The sequence below is a fragment of the Craterilacuibacter sinensis genome, assembly GCF_009831765.1.
Classification (GTDB): Bacteria; Pseudomonadota; Gammaproteobacteria; order Burkholderiales; family Chromobacteriaceae; genus Craterilacuibacter; species Craterilacuibacter sinensis.
Genome location: NZ_WSSB01000002.1, coordinates 56,301 through 74,171, shown reverse-complemented (window position 1 = coordinate 74,171; position 17,871 = coordinate 56,301). Strand labels below are relative to the sequence as shown.

General features: G+C 57.0%; 20 protein-coding genes and 1 tRNA gene. 6 read left to right on the top strand and 15 right to left on the bottom strand.

Annotated features, from left to right (window positions below; translation table 11 throughout):
• Positions 1–33: 33 nt before the first annotated feature.
• The 10 genes from GQF02_RS02895 to GQF02_RS02850 form a co-directional block, all read right to left on the bottom strand.
• A complete protein-coding gene (locus GQF02_RS02895) occupies positions 34–714 on the bottom strand; it encodes a Fe2+-dependent dioxygenase (RefSeq protein ID WP_160794727.1) in 681 nt (226 codons plus the stop codon).
• Positions 715–781: 67 nt separating this feature from the next.
• A complete protein-coding gene (locus GQF02_RS02890) occupies positions 782–2,932 on the bottom strand; it encodes a TonB-dependent receptor (RefSeq protein WP_235930038.1) in 2,151 nt (716 codons plus the stop codon).
• 99 nt (positions 2,933–3,031) lie between these two features.
• Positions 3,032–3,442 carry an ExbD/TolR family protein gene (locus tag GQF02_RS02885; protein WP_160794723.1) on the bottom strand — a complete coding sequence of 137 codons (411 nt, stop codon included), beginning with the start codon at positions 3,440–3,442 and terminating at the stop codon, positions 3,032–3,034.
• Entirely contained in the window at positions 3,429–4,106 is a 678-nt protein-coding gene (locus GQF02_RS02880; protein WP_124735519.1) for a MotA/TolQ/ExbB proton channel family protein, read from the bottom strand. The genes GQF02_RS02885 and GQF02_RS02880 overlap by 14 nt, the downstream gene beginning before the upstream one ends.
• Positions 4,103–4,786 (bottom strand): energy transducer TonB, encoded by a 684-nt coding sequence (locus GQF02_RS02875; protein ID WP_235930037.1) that lies wholly within the window; start codon positions 4,784–4,786, stop codon positions 4,103–4,105. Before GQF02_RS02875 ends, GQF02_RS02880 begins: the two co-directional genes overlap by 4 nt.
• Before the next feature lie 115 nt (positions 4,787–4,901).
• Positions 4,902–6,179 carry a glutamate-1-semialdehyde 2,1-aminomutase gene (gene hemL, locus GQF02_RS02870; protein WP_160794719.1) on the bottom strand — a complete coding sequence of 426 codons (1,278 nt, stop codon included), beginning with the start codon at positions 6,177–6,179 and terminating at the stop codon, positions 4,902–4,904.
• A gap of 47 nt (positions 6,180–6,226) precedes the next feature.
• Positions 6,227–6,697: a CYTH domain-containing protein gene (locus GQF02_RS02865; RefSeq protein WP_124735522.1), complete on the bottom strand. Its 471-nt coding sequence runs from the start codon at positions 6,695–6,697 to the stop codon at positions 6,227–6,229.
• A 1-nt stretch (position 6,698) separates the two neighbouring features.
• Positions 6,699–7,115 (bottom strand): CopD family protein, encoded by a 417-nt coding sequence (locus GQF02_RS02860; RefSeq protein ID WP_235930036.1) that lies wholly within the window; start codon positions 7,113–7,115, stop codon positions 6,699–6,701.
• 54 nt (positions 7,116–7,169) lie between these two features.
• Positions 7,170–7,991, bottom strand: coding sequence for a M48 family metallopeptidase (locus tag GQF02_RS02855; RefSeq protein ID WP_160794715.1), 822 nt, complete (start codon positions 7,989–7,991; stop codon positions 7,170–7,172).
• 30 nt (positions 7,992–8,021) lie between these two features.
• Positions 8,022–8,186: a rubredoxin gene (locus GQF02_RS02850; protein WP_124735525.1), complete on the bottom strand. Its 165-nt coding sequence runs from the start codon at positions 8,184–8,186 to the stop codon at positions 8,022–8,024.
• 68 nt (positions 8,187–8,254) lie between these two features.
• Here GQF02_RS02850 and thiD point away from each other — a divergent pair, with 68 nt between their 5' ends.
• Positions 8,255–9,097, top strand: a complete 843-nt coding sequence (gene thiD, locus GQF02_RS02845; protein WP_220789304.1) for a bifunctional hydroxymethylpyrimidine kinase/phosphomethylpyrimidine kinase — start codon at positions 8,255–8,257, stop codon at positions 9,095–9,097.
• Here the strand turns inward: thiD and waaA are convergent.
• From waaA to GQF02_RS02820, 5 genes are all read right to left on the bottom strand, one after another.
• Complete coding sequence (gene waaA / locus GQF02_RS02840; protein WP_160794713.1) at positions 9,094–10,356, bottom strand: lipid IV(A) 3-deoxy-D-manno-octulosonic acid transferase; 1,263 nt, start codon at positions 10,354–10,356, stop codon at positions 9,094–9,096. The genes thiD and waaA overlap by 4 nt on opposite strands.
• Positions 10,353–11,312: a lipopolysaccharide heptosyltransferase I gene (gene waaC, locus GQF02_RS02835; protein WP_160794711.1), complete on the bottom strand. Its 960-nt coding sequence runs from the start codon at positions 11,310–11,312 to the stop codon at positions 10,353–10,355. The genes waaA and waaC overlap by 4 nt, the downstream gene beginning before the upstream one ends.
• Positions 11,313–12,542: 1,230 nt before the next feature.
• Entirely contained in the window at positions 12,543–13,241 is a 699-nt protein-coding gene (ung, locus tag GQF02_RS02830; RefSeq protein ID WP_160794709.1) for a uracil-DNA glycosylase, read from the bottom strand.
• Between the two features lie 69 nt (positions 13,242–13,310).
• Positions 13,311–13,637 carry a rhodanese-like domain-containing protein gene (locus GQF02_RS02825; RefSeq protein ID WP_160794707.1) on the bottom strand — a complete coding sequence of 109 codons (327 nt, stop codon included), beginning with the start codon at positions 13,635–13,637 and terminating at the stop codon, positions 13,311–13,313.
• Positions 13,637–14,296, bottom strand: a complete 660-nt coding sequence (locus GQF02_RS02820; protein ID WP_124735530.1) for a protein-L-isoaspartate O-methyltransferase family protein — start codon at positions 14,294–14,296, stop codon at positions 13,637–13,639. The genes GQF02_RS02825 and GQF02_RS02820 overlap by 1 nt, the downstream gene beginning before the upstream one ends.
• Positions 14,297–14,506: 210 nt before the next feature.
• On the opposite strand from GQF02_RS02820, the gene GQF02_RS02815 reads away from it, so the two are divergent.
• The 5 genes from GQF02_RS02815 to GQF02_RS02795 all read left to right on the top strand — a co-directional run bounded on the left by GQF02_RS02815 (position 14,507) and on the right by GQF02_RS02795 (position 17,870).
• The gene (locus GQF02_RS02815; protein WP_160794705.1) at positions 14,507–16,480 is read left to right on the top strand and encodes a peptidase U32 family protein; all 1,974 of its coding nucleotides are present in this window, start codon (positions 14,507–14,509) and stop codon (positions 16,478–16,480) included.
• A 44-nt stretch (positions 16,481–16,524) separates the two neighbouring features.
• The gene (locus GQF02_RS02810) at positions 16,525–16,914 is read left to right on the top strand and encodes a YkgJ family cysteine cluster protein (protein WP_160794703.1); all 390 of its coding nucleotides are present in this window, start codon (positions 16,525–16,527) and stop codon (positions 16,912–16,914) included.
• Positions 16,915–17,009: 95 nt separating this feature from the next.
• Positions 17,010–17,094 (top strand) — tRNA-Leu (locus GQF02_RS02805).
• A 99-nt stretch (positions 17,095–17,193) separates the two neighbouring features.
• Entirely contained in the window at positions 17,194–17,520 is a 327-nt protein-coding gene (locus GQF02_RS02800; protein WP_160794701.1) for a VF530 family protein, read from the top strand.
• 17 nt (positions 17,521–17,537) lie between these two features.
• A complete protein-coding gene (locus GQF02_RS02795; RefSeq protein ID WP_124735534.1) occupies positions 17,538–17,870 on the top strand; it encodes a nucleotide pyrophosphohydrolase in 333 nt (110 codons plus the stop codon).
• The last annotated feature ends 1 nt before the right edge of the window (position 17,871 follow it).

The following is a 17,871-nucleotide window of genomic DNA, read 5'->3' as shown; positions in this document are numbered from 1 at the left end:
GGATGGCTGCCTTTTTTATGTCTGTCACCGGGTTCAGACCTCAGTCCACATCCTGAGCAGGTTGTGGTAGTTGGCGGTCAGCATCACCGTCTCCTCGCCGTCGCCCAGACGCGCGCGCAGGCTGCTGATGGCGCGGTCCATATCGAACAGCAAGGTGCGCTTGGCATCGTCGCGCACCATGCTCTGCGTCCAGAAAAACGAAGCAATACGCGCGCCCTCCGTCACCGGCTCGACCCGATGCAGGCTGGTTGACGGATACAGGATCATGTCGCCAGCCGGCAGTTTCACCTGATGGCTGCCATAGCAATCCTCGATCACCAGCTCGCCACCCTCATATTCGTCCGGTCCGGTGAAAAACAGCGTGCACGACACATCGGTACGCACCCACTGCCCGGAAAACGGATCACTGCGTACGGCATTATCCACATGATTGCCAAAATCCATCCCGCCTTGGTAGCAGTTGAACAAAGGTGGAAATACGGTTTTCGGCAAAGCCGCAGAAAAGAACATGGCATTGCGCTTGAGCGCCGCTTCAACCATGGTCTGCAATTCACGCGCCTCGGCTGCGTCCTGCGGCAATTGCAGATTGCGTTTGGCCTGAGCCGACTGGGTACCGGCGGTGATGCGGCCATCAGCCCACGATGCACGCGCCAGTAGTGCGCGACCATGAGCGAGTTCTTCAGCGGTCAATACTTCGGGGATATGCAACAACATGAGGGATTCCGGAATAAGAATCCGCCGGGCGCCAGAGGGAGCACACCCGGCGGCAGGGGTTTAAGGCTTAGAACTTCATGCCCAGCGTCAGCTCGGCATTGCGCTGCTCGCCATAGGAGGCGTGGCCGGCGTACAGGCCTTGGTAGTACTTCTCGTTGAACAGGTTGTTCACATTCAGTTGAACCTTGTAGTGGCGCGTCTCGTATGCCAGCATCGCGCCCACGACCACGTACTCGGGCAGCACATTGGTGTTGGCCTCGGTCGCATAACGTTTGCCGACCCAGTTGGCGCCGGCACCGGCAGTCACTTCGGGCGTGAAGCGGTAGCTGGTCCAGATGTTCGCGCTCAGATTCGGGGTATTGCGCGGACGCTTGCCTTCGGTACCCATGGTGGAGCCGGCCTTATCTATGGTTGCATCGAGATAGGTGGTTCCGGCAAACACTTCCCAGCGCTCGCTCAGACGGCCAGCCACTTCAAACTCGATACCGTCGGTATGGCGCTTGCCGGACAGGGTCACCACGTCGGGGACCAGAGGGTCGGTATTGCGTTCGTTGGTTTTCTCGATGCGGAACAGGGCACCGCGCAACTGCACATCCCCTTCCAGCAGATCGAGCTTGGCACCCAGCTCCATATTGCGGTTTTTCTCCGGGCCGACCTTCTGGGTCGCCTTGTCCAGAGCATACGCCTCACCCGACGGATTGAACGAAGTGCCGTAGCTGACGTAGTAAGACTGCGTCGCATCCGGCTGCCAGATCAGGCCCGTACGCCAGCTCCAGACATTGTCGCTGCGGCTGGCGTCATAGGAGCTGGCAAGCACGGCGCCGGTATCCTTGTTGAGGTTGCGCGTACGGTAATCGCCACTCAGATGGTCGAAGCGTGCGCCAATGAGCGCTTTCCATGTCGGATTCAGGGTGATGAAGTCCTGACCGTACAGCGCGGCACCATCAGCGACGTAGTCACGGTGGCTGGTCTTGCCCCAGCGCAGATTGGGCGTATCGGATGGATTGGGCGCACCGACACTGGTCGAGGGTTGCGAAGTACCCGTCAGATTGTCGTGGCGATCGGTATACGAACGCTCGCGCGTCAGCTCAAGGCCTGCCAGCAACTGGTGGCGCATACCGCCGAGCTCGAGGTCGGTGGTGAAATCGGTCTGGTTGGACCAGGTTTCATCGACGCCGTTGCGCTGCTTGAGTTCACGCTTCATTACCCCCGGCTTGGCACTGTCTAGCCGCGCCGCGATTGGTGCAGCATCGCGTTCGTAGCGCGCGTAGCGCAGCTGGTTCTTGATCTTGCTCTTGTCGCTGAAACGATGTTCGAGCACCGCGGTGGCAAGGTCGGTCTTGGTATCTTCGTAATCCAGCCCTTTGAGGCCATAGTAGCGATCGTACGGCACATCCAGCGGCTCGAGCGTATTCGGATCGAACGGCACACCAAAGTCGGTATTGTTGTGCTCGGTCAGGTGCATATACGACAGGGTGAGCGAGGTCGGGCCATCCAGACCGATGGCGACCGATGGCGCAAAGCCGTAGCGCTCGTCATCATTGACGGTACGGCCATTGTTCTTTTTCTCCGCCATCACATTCATGCGCAGTGCCATATTGTCGGTTTCGGCGTAATTGACGTCGACCGTGGCACGGCGCTTGTTGTCGGTGCCGATGGTCAGCTCAGCCTCCTGCTTATTGCCGGCATACGGCTGCTTGCTGACCAGATTGATCACGCCACCGGTCGAGCCGCGTCCGAACAGCATCGAGCTGGGCCCCTTGAGCACTTCGACCTTCTCGGTATTGAAGAGGTCACGCGTGTACTGGCCGATATCGCGTGCACCATCGACAAACATATCCGTGGTGGTGACAAAACCGCGCATCACCACCTGATCGCCGGTGCGTCCACCTTCACCAGCAGCAAAAGTCAGCCCGGAGACATTCTTCAACGCATCTTTCAGCGTATCGGCGCCCTGATCCGCTATCAGTTGCGGGTTGATCACCGTAACCGACTGCGGAATATCACGCAGCTGCTGCCAGGTCTTGCCTATGCTCGATGCGCCGGTGGCCAGCGTACCGCGTACCGCCTGCTCGCCGACGACTTGCACCGCATCCAGACGCTGCGCCTGCTCTGCCGCCTGAACCAGAGCAGGGCACAAGGCGGCGGCCAGCATGCCGGCCGCCAGGGTTGCGCCACGCTGCCCGGCCAAGCCGTTACGCTTCAAATCTTGCTTCATCATTTCTCTCTTATTATCAGTGGGTTGCACGTAAAACCATGTTGCCGCAAGACGCACGTCGCCCTCCCTGGGCGCGGGATAAATCGTCAGGCAGGAAACTCAGGGTTGCTGGGTGATAAAACCGATACGGCTGATACCGGCCTGCTGCGCGCTGGCCAGTGCTTTGGCCACCAGCTCGTAACGCACCGCCTTGTCGGCGCGCACATGCAGTTCAACATCGGGATGGGAAGCCACCGCAGCTTGCAGGCGTGCAGCAAGCACAGCCTCGTTCAGTGGCGCATCGTTCCACCACAATGCGCCTGCCGCATCGATGGCCAGGCGTATCTGCTCCGGCTTGTCCTGATGGGTGGCAGCAGCGGCGCGGGGCAAATCGACCCGTACCGCGTTACTGAGTAGTGGTGCGGTAACAATAAACACCACCAGCAGTACCAGCATCACATCGACCAGCGGCGTCATATTGATTTCGGCCATAGGTGCGCCGCTATCCTCGCTGAAATTACCGAACGCCATCGCTGCGCCCTCCACTGGTCAGCAACTGCGCATGCAGATCATGGGCGAAGTGGTCCATCTGCTGCGACTGGACCCGCTGCAGCCGGGTAAACGCGTTGTAGGCCAGTACCGCCGGAATCGCAGCGGCAAGACCGGCCGCCGTCGCGACCAGCGCTTCGCCTATCGGCCCGGCCACCACATCAATGCCGGCCTGACCGCTGGCACCAATGCCGACCAGCGCGTGGTAAATCCCCCATACCGTACCGAACAAGCCGACAAAGGGTGCGGTTGAGCCGACCGAGGCCAATAGCGTCATGCCAGACTCCAGTCTGGCCGCCTCGCGCATCAGGCCACGGCGCAAGGCACGGGTCAGGTATTCGTCCAGGCCGCATGCCTGCCCCAGCGACTGGCCGGCATGTACGCGGTAATGGCTGGCCGCCTCCACCCCCTCACGGGCGAGCTGCGCCAAAGGGGCCGGGCTGTCGGCAATCGTGTTCAATGCCGTACGCCAGTCGCTTGCCGCCCATACGGCTTTTTCGACTTGGGCATTGGCACGGCGCGTACGCCACAGCTGCAGCGAGCGCAGCACGATCAGCGTCCAGGTCAGGATGGACATTACGATCAGGCATAAGAAGACGGAGGTCAGGACGGCATCGCCCTGCTGGAAAACAAGCATCAGATTCATGATTGGGCAGACTTGAGTGAAAAATTGACAGGGACAACAAAGCTGTGGGCAACCGCCTGCGTACCGCGACGGGCCGGGAGGAAACGCCAGCGCTGGACGGCTTCGCGTGCCGCGCGATCCAGTCGCGGGTAGCCGCTACTTTTGGCTAGCTCCACGGACAAGGCCTCGCCCGATGCGCTGACTTCCACCCTGAATTCGGCCGTACCCTGCTCACCAAGCTCGAGCGAGAGCGGCGGATAGGCGGGTTTGGGATTGTGCAGATAGTCGCCGCGATATTGCGGCAGGGTCAGGCTGGCTTGCCCCTCTTGAGGTGTAGCGGCCGTATCGCTTTTGCCCTCGGCAGCCGCCGCTGCCTTGCTGCCGGTCTTGGTGGCCTTATCAGGCGCCACCTCGCCTTGCTGCTGGCTGACGGGAGCGGGCGCAACGGGCAGGCTCGCAGGACGCGTGGCAGTATTCGATGCCGGGCGCACAGAAGAGGGCGGCACATGCGCCGGGGTAACAGCAGGTGCAGAAACCAGTGCGGCTGCGTCGGCACTGGCCGGAATACTGGCCATCTGCATTACCACCACAGGCAGCGGCTGTGGTGGCTGCAATACGGCTTGGTTGCCGGCATACAACACGACACCGTGTAACACGGTGACGGCAGCAAGAGTGGCAATGGCAAATGGGTTTCTTTTCATGCCTGCCATGATAATGCAAATCATTATCATTTAGAACATGTTTTTTAGCTGTCCGTCGTACTTTGCAAAAAAAGCGGCAGCCAGATGGCTGCCGCTTTTGTGGAAAAGATAAGGGTTACAGCGTAGCCAGCGCGCGGCGGGCAGCGGCGATGCTCTGCTCGATAATTTCGTCGCTGTGGGCGATGGAAACAAAGCCGGCCTCATAGGCCGATGGCGCCAGATACACGCTCTCGGCCAGCATGGCATGGAAGAAACGGTTGAAGCGTTCGCGATCGGAAGCGGTCACCTCGGCAAAGGTCGACGGAATCTCTTCACAGAAGTAGAGGCCGAACATGCCGCCCACGCTGTCGCCGCATAATGTCACCCCCAGTTCGCGCGCGGCAGCCACAATACCTTCGACCAGACGGGCGGTACGCCGGCTTAATTCGGCATGGAAATCCGGCTGCTGGATCAGCTTGAGCGTAGTCAGGCCGGCAGCAACCGCGACCGGGTTACCGGACAGGGTTCCGGCCTGATAGACATTACCCAGCGGAGCGATGCAGGCCATGATGTCGGCGCGGCCGCCAAATGCCGCCAACGGCATGCCGCCGCCTACCACCTTGCCCAGCGTAGTCAGGTCGGGCTTGATGCCGTGCAGGCTCTGCGCACAACCCAGCGCGACGCGGAAGCCGGTCATAACTTCATCGTAAATCAGCACCGTGCCGTGCTGTTCGGTCAGCGCACGCAGCGCCTTGACGAAAGCCTCGCTCGGCTTGATCAAATTCATATTGCCGGCAATCGGTTCCAGAATCACACAGGCGATGGTGTGGCCGATTTCGTCGAAAGTGCGTTGCAACTGTTCGACATTGTTGTACTCCAGCACCAGCGTATGGCGGGTGAAGTCGGCCGGCACACCACCCGAGCTCGGATTGCCGAAGGTCAGCAGGCCGGAGCCGGCCTTGACCAGCAGGCTGTCGGAGTGGCCGTGATAGCAGCCTTCAAACTTGATGATGGCATCGCGCTTGGTAAAGCCACGCGCCAGACGGATGGCGCTCATGGTGGCTTCGGTGCCGGAGGACACCAGCCTTACTTGCTCTATCGATGGCACCAGCTTGCAGATTTCTTCCGCAATATCGATTTCGACTTCGGTCGGTGCACCAAACGACAAGCCGCCTTCGGCAGCCTTTTGTACCGCCGCCACGACTTCGGGATGGGCATGACCCAGAATGGCCGGGCCCCAAGAGCCGATGTAGTCGATGTACTGCTTGTCGTCGGCATCCCAGAAATACGGGCCGTTTGCTTTTTTCACAAAGCGCGGCGTCCCTCCCACCGAGCCGAAAGCGCGTACCGGCGAATTCACGCCACCGGGGATGGATTTCTTGCCACGTTCAAACAGTTCAAGATTGCGGGACATAAGGTCGTTCCTGATGGATAGGGAAAAAATCAAGCCGGACGCAGGTATCAAGCCGTCGTCCAGCGGGAGTAGGGGGTCTGGCTTAAATAGGCATAGCTGAAACGCGCATCTTGCGTCACTTCTTCACCCAGCCATGGCGGGCGGGCAAACTCTTCGTGTTCATCAGCCAGCTCTATTTCAGCCAGTACCAAGCCTGCATTGTCGCCGAAAAACTCGTCAATGACCCAGTCTTTGCCGGCGTAGCGCACGCGGGTACGCCGTTTGTCGACCCGGTAACTGCACAAGCCGGCCAGCATGGCTTCGGCGTCAGCCAGTGGTATCGCATATTCGAACTCGGGGCGACTTATCGCCATGTTCTCGCCCTTGATGGTCAGCCACGCCTGCCCGCCGGCAATGCGCACCCGCACCGAATGGTGCGCATCCAGCGAGACAAAGCCTTGGCGCAAGCATAAGCCTGTACCCGCAGTACGCCACCCCTCACCGGACAGCAAGAAACGGCGTTCGATTTCGCAGGCCATATCAGAACGGCTTGACCACAACCAGCAGCACTACCGCCACCAGCACCAGCACCGGAATTTCATTGAAGAAGCGGTACCAGACATGGCTGTGATGGTTCCGCCGTGCAGCGAAATCACGGTACAGCTTGCCGCAATACAGGTGATAGCCGATCAGACCGGCCACCAGCGCAAGCTTGGCATGCAGCCAGCCACCGGAAAAACCGAAACCCAGCCATAGCCAGATGCCCAGAGCCAGCGCCAGCAAGGCCAATGGCGCCATAAAGCGGTACAGCTTGCGCGCCATTAACAATAAACGGTCGTACTCGGCGCCTTCACCCGCCATCGCCAGATTGACGAACAAGCGCGGCAGGTAAAACAGGCCGGCAAACCAGGACATCACAAAGATGATGTGAAAAGCCTTGAGATAGAGATAAGCCAAAAGTGCGCTCCGTTTGCGGGCGTTTATCGCCCGCATGTTTCACGTGAAACAGACTCAGCGCTTGCGCAGTGCGGCCTCGTACAAAGGCATGACTTGCGGAATATGCGCCGACAATTCGGCAATGCGCGTCGAACCGGATGGGTGGGTCGACATGAATTCCGGTCCGCCGCCACCCAGTCTGGCCATTTTACGCCATACGCTCACTGCGGCATCGGGCCGGTAGCCGGCACGTGCCATCAGTTCCAGCCCCATCACATCGGCTTCGGTTTCCATGCCACGTGAAAAGGGCAGGGTCAGCGCATACTGGCCGGCCATATTGGCCATATCCATCTGGCCCTGGCTCAAACCGGCCAGTGCCCCCACCAGTGCCAGCCCCTGACGTTGCGCCACATCTTGCGAGATTTTTTCACGGCTATGTTCACGCAGGGCATGGGCGATCTCATGGCCGATAATGGCAGCCAGCTCGTCGTCGTTCAGCTGCAACTGATCGATAATGCCGCTGTAGACACCGATCTTGCCGCCCGGCATGCAATATGCGTTCACTTCCGGGCTGGTAAAGACATTCACCTCCCAGTTCCAGCTCGCCGCATCCGGGCGATAGACCGCCACCTGACGAATCAGCCTGGCGGAAATATCCTTGACCCGCCGGGTGTAGGCTTTGTTGCTGTTGAGCGTCTGGCTGTTTCTGGCCTTGAGCAGGTTTTGCTGGTAAGCCTGTGCCGAGCCGGCATTGACCTCGGCGGATGACACCAGTAGCAACTGCTTGCGCTGGGCGCCGACCGCGCCACCCATGGTCGTGCTCTGGCATGCCCCCAGCAGCAAGCTCGCAGCCACGGCCAGCAGCACCGTTTTGGCGGACGATTTTCTTAACCCCATATCCACTCCCGTCCTGCAGCAAGCAGAAACTCAGATCTCTACCATCTCAAAATCATCCTTGCGCGCACCACAATCCGGGCAAGTCCAGTTCATAGGGACATCCTGCCAGCGGGTGCCCGGCGCAATACCGTCTTCCGGACGACCAGCTTCTTCGTCGTACATAAAGCCGCAGATCAGACACATCCAGGTTTGCATGATTCAATCCCCACGATATTCAGTTAAAATGGCTATTGTAAGTCCAGCCATGCAAATGAGGTAATACCTTGGATACCCCGCGCCCGATTCCCCCTATCGTCATGACGCTTTCCGGCTCCGATCCGTCTGGCGGTGCCGGCATTCAGGCCAGCATGCTTACGCTCGCCAGCCTGGGCTGCCATCCGCTGTCCGTCATCACCGCCGTTACCGTGCGCGATAGCTGCTCCATGGAGAGTGCGCTGATTATGGAACCGGAATGGCTGGCCGATCAGGCACGCATGCTGCTGGAAGATATGCCGGTGGCGGCTTTTTGCGTCGGCATGACCGGCAGCGTAGAAAACATTGCAGTCATTACCGAACTGGTTTCCGATTACCCGGATATCCCGCTGATTCTCGATCCGGTGCTTAGCGGCACCACCGACGAATACGCCAACCAGGACCTAATTGATGCGCTGCGCGAGATGCTGATCCCACAAGCCATGCTGATTACCCCCAATCTGCACGAGGCCAGACGCCTGGCCATCAATGATACCGATGATGACGAGGACCCGGACGCGGAAGAATGCGCCCGCCGTCTGGCGGCACTCGGCTGTGAATATGTCCTGCTCAGTGGCACGCATGACAGCACCAGCGATATCTGCAATGTGCTGTACGGCCAAGGGGGGGAAATCCGCCGCGACCGCTGGCAGCGCTTGCCCGGCAGCTATCATGGTGCCGGCAGCACACTAGCCGCCGCCATCACCGGCATGGTTGCCGGGGGAGCCAAACTGCCCCAGGCGGTACGCGAGGCACAGGAATATACCTGGCAAGCCTTGCGCTATGCTTTTCGCCCCGGCATGGGCCTGATGATTCCCGATCGCCTGTTCTGGGCCAGCGGAGAAACGGAAGAAGAGGAAACCGGGGAACGTTAAGGGCTCAAACCCGGACTCTGCGCCCGGATATACTCGACAATGCGTTCGCTGGCACCTTGATATGCATGGGTAAACGCCAGCGCTGCCGCCTGCATGGCCTCACATTGTTCGCTATCGCCCAGCAAAGCCGCGACTGTTGCCAGTAACTCATCCGCGTCCGCCACTTGCAAGGCAGCACCACAAGCCAGAGCCTGCCGGCTTGCCTCGGCAAAATTGAACATGGATGGCCCGAATAGGACCGGCACGCCCAGGCTTGCCGGTTCGATCAGATTTTGCCCGCCCAAGGGCAACAAGCTGCCACCGACAAAAGCCAGATCTGCCAGCGCGTAATAGGCAAACAGCTCGCCCATCGAATCCCCCAGCCAGACTCGCGTGCCCGGTGCCACTGCGGCATTCTCGCTGCGCCTTTGCACGTCCAGACCCAAGGCAAGTGCGGCAGCATAGACTTCATCAAAGCGCTCGGGGTGACGCGGAACAAGCACCAGCAAGGTATTGTCCGGTAAATGCTTGGCCCAGGCCGCCAGAATCAGCGCTTCCTCGCCCTCACGCGTACTGCCGCACACCAGCACCTGCCGCCCGCCTACCCACTGGCGGAATGTTTCCCCCAAGGCCAGCTTGTCTGGCGGCGGAGTAAAATCAAACTTGGTATTGCCGCATACACGGACAGCCTGTGCGCCCAGTTGGACCAGGCGCGATGCGTCTTCCGGCGTTTGCGCGGCAATGCCGGACAGTGCAGCCAGCGCCGGACGAATCAGCCCGACTACGCGCAAATAGCCCTTGAGCGATTTTTCCGATAGCCGGGCATTAGCCAGAAACAAGGGAATTTTGCGCTGCTGGCAACCCGCAATCAGATTGGGCCAGATCTCGGTTTCCATCAGGATGCCGAATCTGGGTTGGTAGGCATCCAGAAAACGCTGGATGCCGTCCTCCGTGTCGTAAGGCAGATAGCGCACCTCGGCGTCAGGGTAGAGCTCCTGTGCGGTTGCACGGCCGGTAGGCGTCATCTGCGTCAACAACAGCGGCACGTCAGGCCAGGCACGGCGCAATGCCTGCACCAGTGGCAATGCTGCACGCGTCTCTCCAACCGACACCGCATGTATCCAGATCGGACTTAAGCGCGCAGGCTGCAGGTTTTCGGCAAAGCGTTCATCCCAGTGCTGCAGATAAGCGGGAGAGCGCCTGCCGCGGCGCCGCAGATAGCACCTGATCAAGGGCGCTATGCCTATCCACAGCCAGGAATAGGGCTTGCGCCAGCTCATACACCACTCCATATCGCCTGCAGCACAGCCTGAACCTCTTGCGGCGTAGGGCAGATACCGATATTGCCCAGATTACGGGCACAGGCCGTTTCAACGATACCAGTCAAAGCCGGATCGGTATCGGTATAAATTGCAGCTAGTGGTACATCGAGCGCATTGGCCAGATGAGTCAGGCCGGTATCGACACCAATCACAGCCCGTGCGTGCCCTAGCAAGCCCGCAGCCTCACGCAAACGCAAGCGCGGTGCCGCGACAGCACCATCAATCGCCTCAGCCAGGCGCAGGGCGCGTACACGCTCGCGCTCATTACCCCATGGCAGGATGCTCTGTACACCCTGTGTATTAAGCCAGGTCCCCAGCGTCACCCAACTGGTTTCAGGCCATTCCTTTGACTCGCGGCTGGTCGCGTGCAATAGCACGGCATAGTTATCCACAAGCAACCAGTCGGGACGCTCCCCCCTATCTATGCCGAAGCATGGTGCGCCGCCCGACTGATAGCCGAATGCACGGGCAAACAATTGCCGGTTGCGTTCTATGGCAGACAATTTACGGCTTACAGCCATTTTTTTGTCATACAACAGGCTGGCCAAAGGCTCACGAATACTTTGCCTGTCGTAACCCACCAGCGTTCCTCCGGCCAGGCGGGCCGGAATAGCGCTTTTCACCAGGCCCTGGCTATCCAGAACACAGTCCCAATGCGTAGCACGCAATCGTGCACGCAAAGCCCCTATCTCGGACCAGGTAGCAGGAGACAGCAAGGATCGACGCCAGCGACGCCAGGCAATGGGAATCACATCAGAGATACCCGGATGCAGGCCGGCAATATCGCAAAAATTTTCTTCGGCCATCCAGGACAGCCGCAGGTTGGGGTAGTGCGCAAGCAGTTCGGTAATGGCCGGCCAGGTGTGGATAAGGTCGCCCATCGACGAAGTACGCACAATCAGCACGTTTATCATGCCGCGCATTGTACGAGGGAGGCTGTCGTTAACCAAGCTAAACACAGCAAACTGAATGTGCATAAGTCGTTGTGGAAAACTTTTATGAGAACTACCCACAAGCTGTCAGACCTCAGACAACCCAAACTATCCATAGCTAATCCACAGCTCTAAGCCATGATTTTATTGGATTTTTACCGCTTACCCACAAAATTAGCCGCCTTCATCAGTATCATCAATTTTAATAAGAGAACTTAGTGAAGCAATGATGAGCAGGCAAAAAAACATATACATGCGCAGACACAAACAAGCACGTACAGCATGTGGATAAGAGTCTTACCAACTAAGCATGCAAAATTACCCACAAGCCATCCAAGCTAAAAACAGCAAGGGCAAACAAGCTCGCAGCGAACTTAGTTGATTGAATTTAAAGGATAAAATTGACTTATCAACAGATGGGCACCTACTTCATCAAGCTTCATCAGTTTTTATATGAATAAAACAAGACTAAAAAACCTAACCCTTGAACAACCTTGCCAAACAGAACGTTTTCAAAAAGCGGTCTACAAAAAGTACTTGGCAAGGTCAAGGCTTGAAGTACACAGCTATACGAAATAGACCATTGGCAATAGGTTTCACCTATCGCGGCATGATTACCCACAGAGGATGATCTGCAAAAATACATAAATCGTTTAAAAACAGAGTGTTACTGTTTTTTTGTTTGCTGTGCGTGATAACGCAAGCTGCTCAACATTGAGTTTTGATCTTGCAAGCAATAGAGCAAGCTGAATGCAAATCCGGATGGGCAAGCTTGTGAACAACTTTTTTACCGGCAAACAGGCTGATAAAAATCCGGTTTTCTCTACTACACAGTGAGAAATAGACTGTAGAAACGGCGGGGAGTAGCAGATTCATACCCAGCATCACGCTTGCAAACGGTGTTGACTGAGTAGATTCCTGAACTTATCCACATCAAGGCTGGGTATGAACGGAATCGGTGATGACGTAGCCGGCTTGGGCTAAAGATGATGAGCCGCTAAAGGCGGCTGCAAGGACGCTACGGCTTTTAACTGGGGGTGATGAGGCAGCGATAGCGAAAAGCGTGTACAGCCAGCTTGCTGCGCTTAACAGAGCCCAGCAGATAACAGGTGGACTGTCTGTTTAGAGCCAAATGAATGAAATACAGGCTTTACCGCACCGTAAGGATGCCGGGATGAGGGGCGCTTGCATATTGCAAGCGCGGAAGATATGTTATTTTGCAGACCAGTCGATGGCAGCATAACCATGTGCCTGTAACCAGGCATTGGCTTGCGAAAAATGGCGGCAGCCAAAAAAACCACGATAGGCCGCCAAGGGAGAAGGGTGAGCCGCACAAAAAACCGCATGGCGCTGGCTGTCGATTCGCTTTGCCTTGCTTTGCGCCCAGTTTCCCCAGAGCAAAAAGACGCAGCCCGGGTTTTCCCGGTTAAGCGTATCGAGCAGGGCATCGCAAACATGCTGCCAACCCAGTTTTCCATGACTGCCCGCCTGATTGGCAGCTACCGTCAAAACACTGTTCAGTAGCAAAACGCCTTGGTCTGCCCAGCCTGAAAGATTGCCGGACGTTGGCAGACTCAGGGCAAGGTCACTGGCTATTTCCTTATAGATATTGCGCAGACTAGGTGGAATACGGACGCCGTCTGGTACGGAAAAGCTAAGGCCCATGGCTTCTCCGTCACCGTGGTAGGGATCCTGTCCCAGGATCACGACCCGTATTTTGTCTGGTGCTTTGCCCAGAGCCGCAAAAATGGCATCACGTGGCGGATAGATGATTTCCCCCGCCTGAGTGCGTTTTGTCAGTGCTTGGTCAATTTGCTGTAACTGGTGTGCGATATCGGCTTGCCTGAAAGTGGCAAGCCATGCCGGATGAACCCGTGAGAGGGCAGTATCGAGATAATTCAGTTCTGACATGGGTGCACTATAGAAAAGAGCCGCTCAAGGCGGCCCGGTTTGTTGTCAAATACGGCATCTGCTTGTTGTTCAGTAGTGTGCCATGGCTGGATCAATGGCAGATGCCCATGCTTCGACACCGCCTGCCAGACTTTGCACATCGTCGAACCCGGCATTTTTCAGATAAAGCGCCACCTGAAAGCTGCGTACACCATGATGGCAGATGGTGACGATGGGCGTGTCGTCCGGCAATTCGTTCATGCGTAGCGGAACAAGGTGCATAGGAATAGTACGGGAGCCGGCAATATGGGCAATTTCGACTTCCCATGGTTCTCGCACATCAAGCAGCAAGGGCTGGGGACGTTGATCGTCTGTCAGCCAGTCCGACAGTTCGCCGGCACGGATTTCGCGCACCATCAGAAAACGAAGCGTTCTGGTTCGACGGCTTCTGCGTGTTCAAGGCGAGCGACGCAAGTATCGAACATTTCTTCGCTGCTGAAGTCCTGCTCGCTTACACGCTTGATCAGCAGGGCACGCATAACAGGCAGGTCGCCGGTGACAATCATCATGCGTCCACCGATGGCCAGCTGCTGCTTGAGCTCATCGGGAACCACGGGCAGCGATCCACCCACGAAAATGACATCATAAGGCGCATGGGCCGGCAAACCGGAGACACCATTGCCTTCAAGCAGAGTGATGTTTTGCAAACGAACTTGCTTGAGGTTTTCTGCCGCGCGTTCGCGCTGCTTGGCATCGATTTCCACGCTGTAAACATGGCTGGCCAGACTAGCCAATAGTGCCGTGACATAGCCGGAGCCTGTACCGATCTCCAATGCTTTGTCTGTCGGCTGCACGTTCAGGTCTTGCAGCATGCGTGCTTCGATTTTGGGCTGCAGCATCAGGCTGCCATTGGGCAACGGCAGTTCATTGTCGGTAAAAGCGAGGGTGCGCAGCGCTTCACTGACAAAATCTTCGCGTTTCACGTGAAACATCAGATCCAGAATATCGGTGTCGAGTACATTCCACGGACGGATCTGCTGCTCAATCATATTGAATCGTGCTTTTTCGAAATCCATGCTCAGCCTCATGCCTGCTTCATAATAATAACGCCAAAGTATCGCATATTTACTTGTTCTTTACAGTAGCCTTGATTCAAGCCAGATCCTGCAGCCGTAGCGCTTTATCTGGCGGATACCGGGTGTACTTGTTTATCCAAGTGTCTGATTCCGCTATACTTCCGCCCCTTGCCTGTTTGTGCCCAACTATTTTTGCCCCAAGGATGTTTAATGAGTCTGCTATCGCACCAGCTGGAGCTTCTGTCGCCTGCCAAAACCGCTGAAATAGGGCGCGAGGCCATTTTGCATGGCGCGGATGCGGTGTATATAGGCGGACCCAGCTTTGGGGCAAGACATAATGCCGGTAATAGTGTGGCCGACATCGCCGAGCTGGTGCGGTTTGCCCATCGCTACCATGCCCGCATTTTTGTTACGCTCAATACCATTTTGCATGAGGCCGAGCTAGAACCTGCCCGTGCCCTGATCCACCAGCTATACGATGCCGGCGTCGATGCGCTGATTGTGCAGGATATGGGCATTCTGGAAATGGATTTGCCGCCTATCCAGCTGCATGCCTCGACCCAATGCGATATACGCGGTGTGGAAAAAGCCCGTTTTCTGTCCGATAGCGGGTTTTCACAGCTGGTGTTGGCACGTGAACTGACCATTCCGCAGATACGGCAGATTTCTGCGGCGGTAGGTGACGGGGCTGCCATCGAGTACTTTATTCATGGCGCTTTATGCGTTGCATTTTCCGGGCAATGCTATATCAGTCATGCCGATAATGGCCGCAGTGCCAACCGTGGTGATTGCTCGCAGTCCTGCCGTCTGCCTTACACCCTGACCGATGATCAGGGCAGGGTCGTGGCATTCGACAAGCACCTGCTATCGATGAAGGACAATAACCAGAGCGCCAATCTGGAAGCGCTGGTTGATGCGGGAGTACGCTCGTTCAAGATAGAAGGGCGCTACAAGGATGTGTCCTACGTCAAAAACATCACCGCACATTACCGCTTGCTGCTCGACGAAATCATTGAACGCCGGCCTGAACTTGCGCGTGCATCCAGCGGCGATAGCGAGATCTTCTTTGCGCCGGACCCGGACAAAACCTTCCATCGCGGTGCCACTGATTATTTCGCCACCGGGCGCAAGGTCGATATCGGTGCTTTCGATTCGCCCAAATTTGTCGGTTTGGGTTTGGGCGTCGTTACCAAGGTGGGACAGGACTGGTTCGAACTGGAGGCAAAGGAAGAACTGCACAACGGTGACGGCCTGAATTTCATGCAGAAGCGTGAAGTGGTCGGCTTTCACGCCAATACCGTGAAAAAGATCGGGCGTGGTGGCGAAGGTGAAATCTGGCGGGTCGAGCCACATGATGTCTCCCTGCTTAAGGGCTTGAAGCCGGGTACCGATATCTGTCGTAACCGCGATCATGCCTGGGAGTTGGCGCTGCTGAAAAAATCGGCCGAGCGCAAAGTCGGGGTATGGCTCACGTTGAGCGATAACGACAAGGGCTTGCTGCTATCGCTGACCGATAGCGACGGTGTGCAGGTGGAAGTGGCTGCCGACATGGCATTGGAGCCGGCGAAGGATGCAGCGCGCGCAGAGTCGGGTTTGCGCGACAATCTGGGCAAGCTCGGCAATACCATGTTCTGCGCACATGATATCGAGCTGAGATTACGGCAGCCATGGTTTGTGCCGAGCGCCACCATTAATGCCTTGCGCCGTGAGGCAATAGCCAGACTGGAGGCCGCACGCGTTGCCGCCTGGCCACGCCAGCTACGCAAAGCGGCGGTCGAGCCGCCGGTTGCTTATCCGGAGAAAACGCTCAGCTATCTGGCCAATGTCTACAACCCGCTGGCGTGGCAGTTTTACCGCAAGCATGGGGTCGAAGTCATGGACATGGCTTACGAGGCGCATCAGCAAGAGGGTGAAGTCAGCCTGATGATCACCAAGCATTGCCTGCGTTACAGCTTCAATCTGTGCCCCAAGCAGGCCAAGGGCGTAAAAGGGGTGATGGGGCAGGTACGTGCCGACCCGATGACACTCAAGTCTGGAAACGAGACCTATACCCTGGTTTTTGATTGCCGTCCGTGTGAAATGCATGTGATGGGCACGATGAAGAAACATGTACTGAAAACGCCGCCGCCATCCGACGTGCCGGTTACCATGCCGCTGACTTTCTATCGCCAGCGTCCGCAGTAAGGTGTTTCACGTGAAACACGATAATGACATGACAGGAAAACATAGTGTGTGCTGATGTAAACCGGACCGATACCTGGACCAAATACAAGCAGGGTCTGTGCGATAGCTGCATCAGTAGTTGTTGCTCCATGCCTGTCGAGGTGCGCTTGCCTGATTTGATCAGGATGGGGCTGGCTGACGAGTTCGAAATGGAAGAGCCAATCAAGGATATTGCCAAGCGTCTGCAAAAGCAGAAGCTGATTGAGCATTTCAACTTCAAGAACAGCCTGTTTACCTTGTCGCGCCGCGCCAATGGTGATTGCAGTTATCTGGATCAAAAGACGCGTTTGTGCACTATTTACGATGTGCGGCCCAATACCTGCCGCAAACATCCGCAGGTCGGTCCTAGACCGGGCTTTTGTGCCTATACCAAAAAAACGACTTTTAGTGGCTGATAACGGATAAAAGCAGAACTTCCCTTAATCAGGGGCTGAAATTCCGAATGAAAATGTGGTAAAGTCTGCAACCTGACTGCATCTGCTGCAGTCTGGCCCCGGTGGTGAAATTGGTAGACACAAGGGACTTAAAATCCCTCGGCTTCGGCTGTGCCGGTTCGACCCCGGCCCGGGGCACCACCCTAATTTATGTAGCAAAAAAGCGCCTGATGGCGCTTTTTGTTTTATGGCTGGGCAAGCGCCTATGCTGAATCTTCGTTCCCTCTCTGAAAGCCTGCTATGACCTCGCCCCAACCTGATAATCCCATGCATGGCATCACGCTGGAAGCGATGCTGAACGAACTGGTTGCGCATTATGGCTGGGAAGATCTCGGGCAGCGCATCAAGATTCGCTGTTTTACCTTTCAGCCCAGCATCAAGACCAGCCTTATTTTCCTGCGGCGTACGCCATGGGCGCGTGCCAAGGTTGAGTCGCTGTTTGCCAATATGAAGGCCAGACAGGCCAGAGCAGCTGCGCCGCGTGCAGCCAAGGTGGTGCAAGCCGCGGCTCCTTCGGTTGCGGATTCGACGGATACGCGTCCACGTCTTTTTTCCCGCAAATCCTGACCGAGGCGATCATGGCGATGAACCGGGATAAGCTGCTGGATGCGGCGCGCTTGCTGCAAGCGCTGCAGAATTTTGCCGATGCGCGGGATTGGCAGCGCTTTCATACACCGAAAAATCTGGTGTTGGCGCTGACCGGGGAGGTGGGAGAACTGGCCGAGATCTTCCAGTGGAAAACAGATGCCGAAGCGGCTGCCATCGCTGATGATCCGGCCGAGTTCGAGCACTTGGGCGAGGAGATCGCCGATGTGTTGCTGTATCTGGTACGGCTGGCGCAAGTGACCGGCGTTGATCTCGAGCATGCGTTAGCTGACAAGCTGCGCAAGAATGCGGAAAAATATCCGGCGCCTTGAT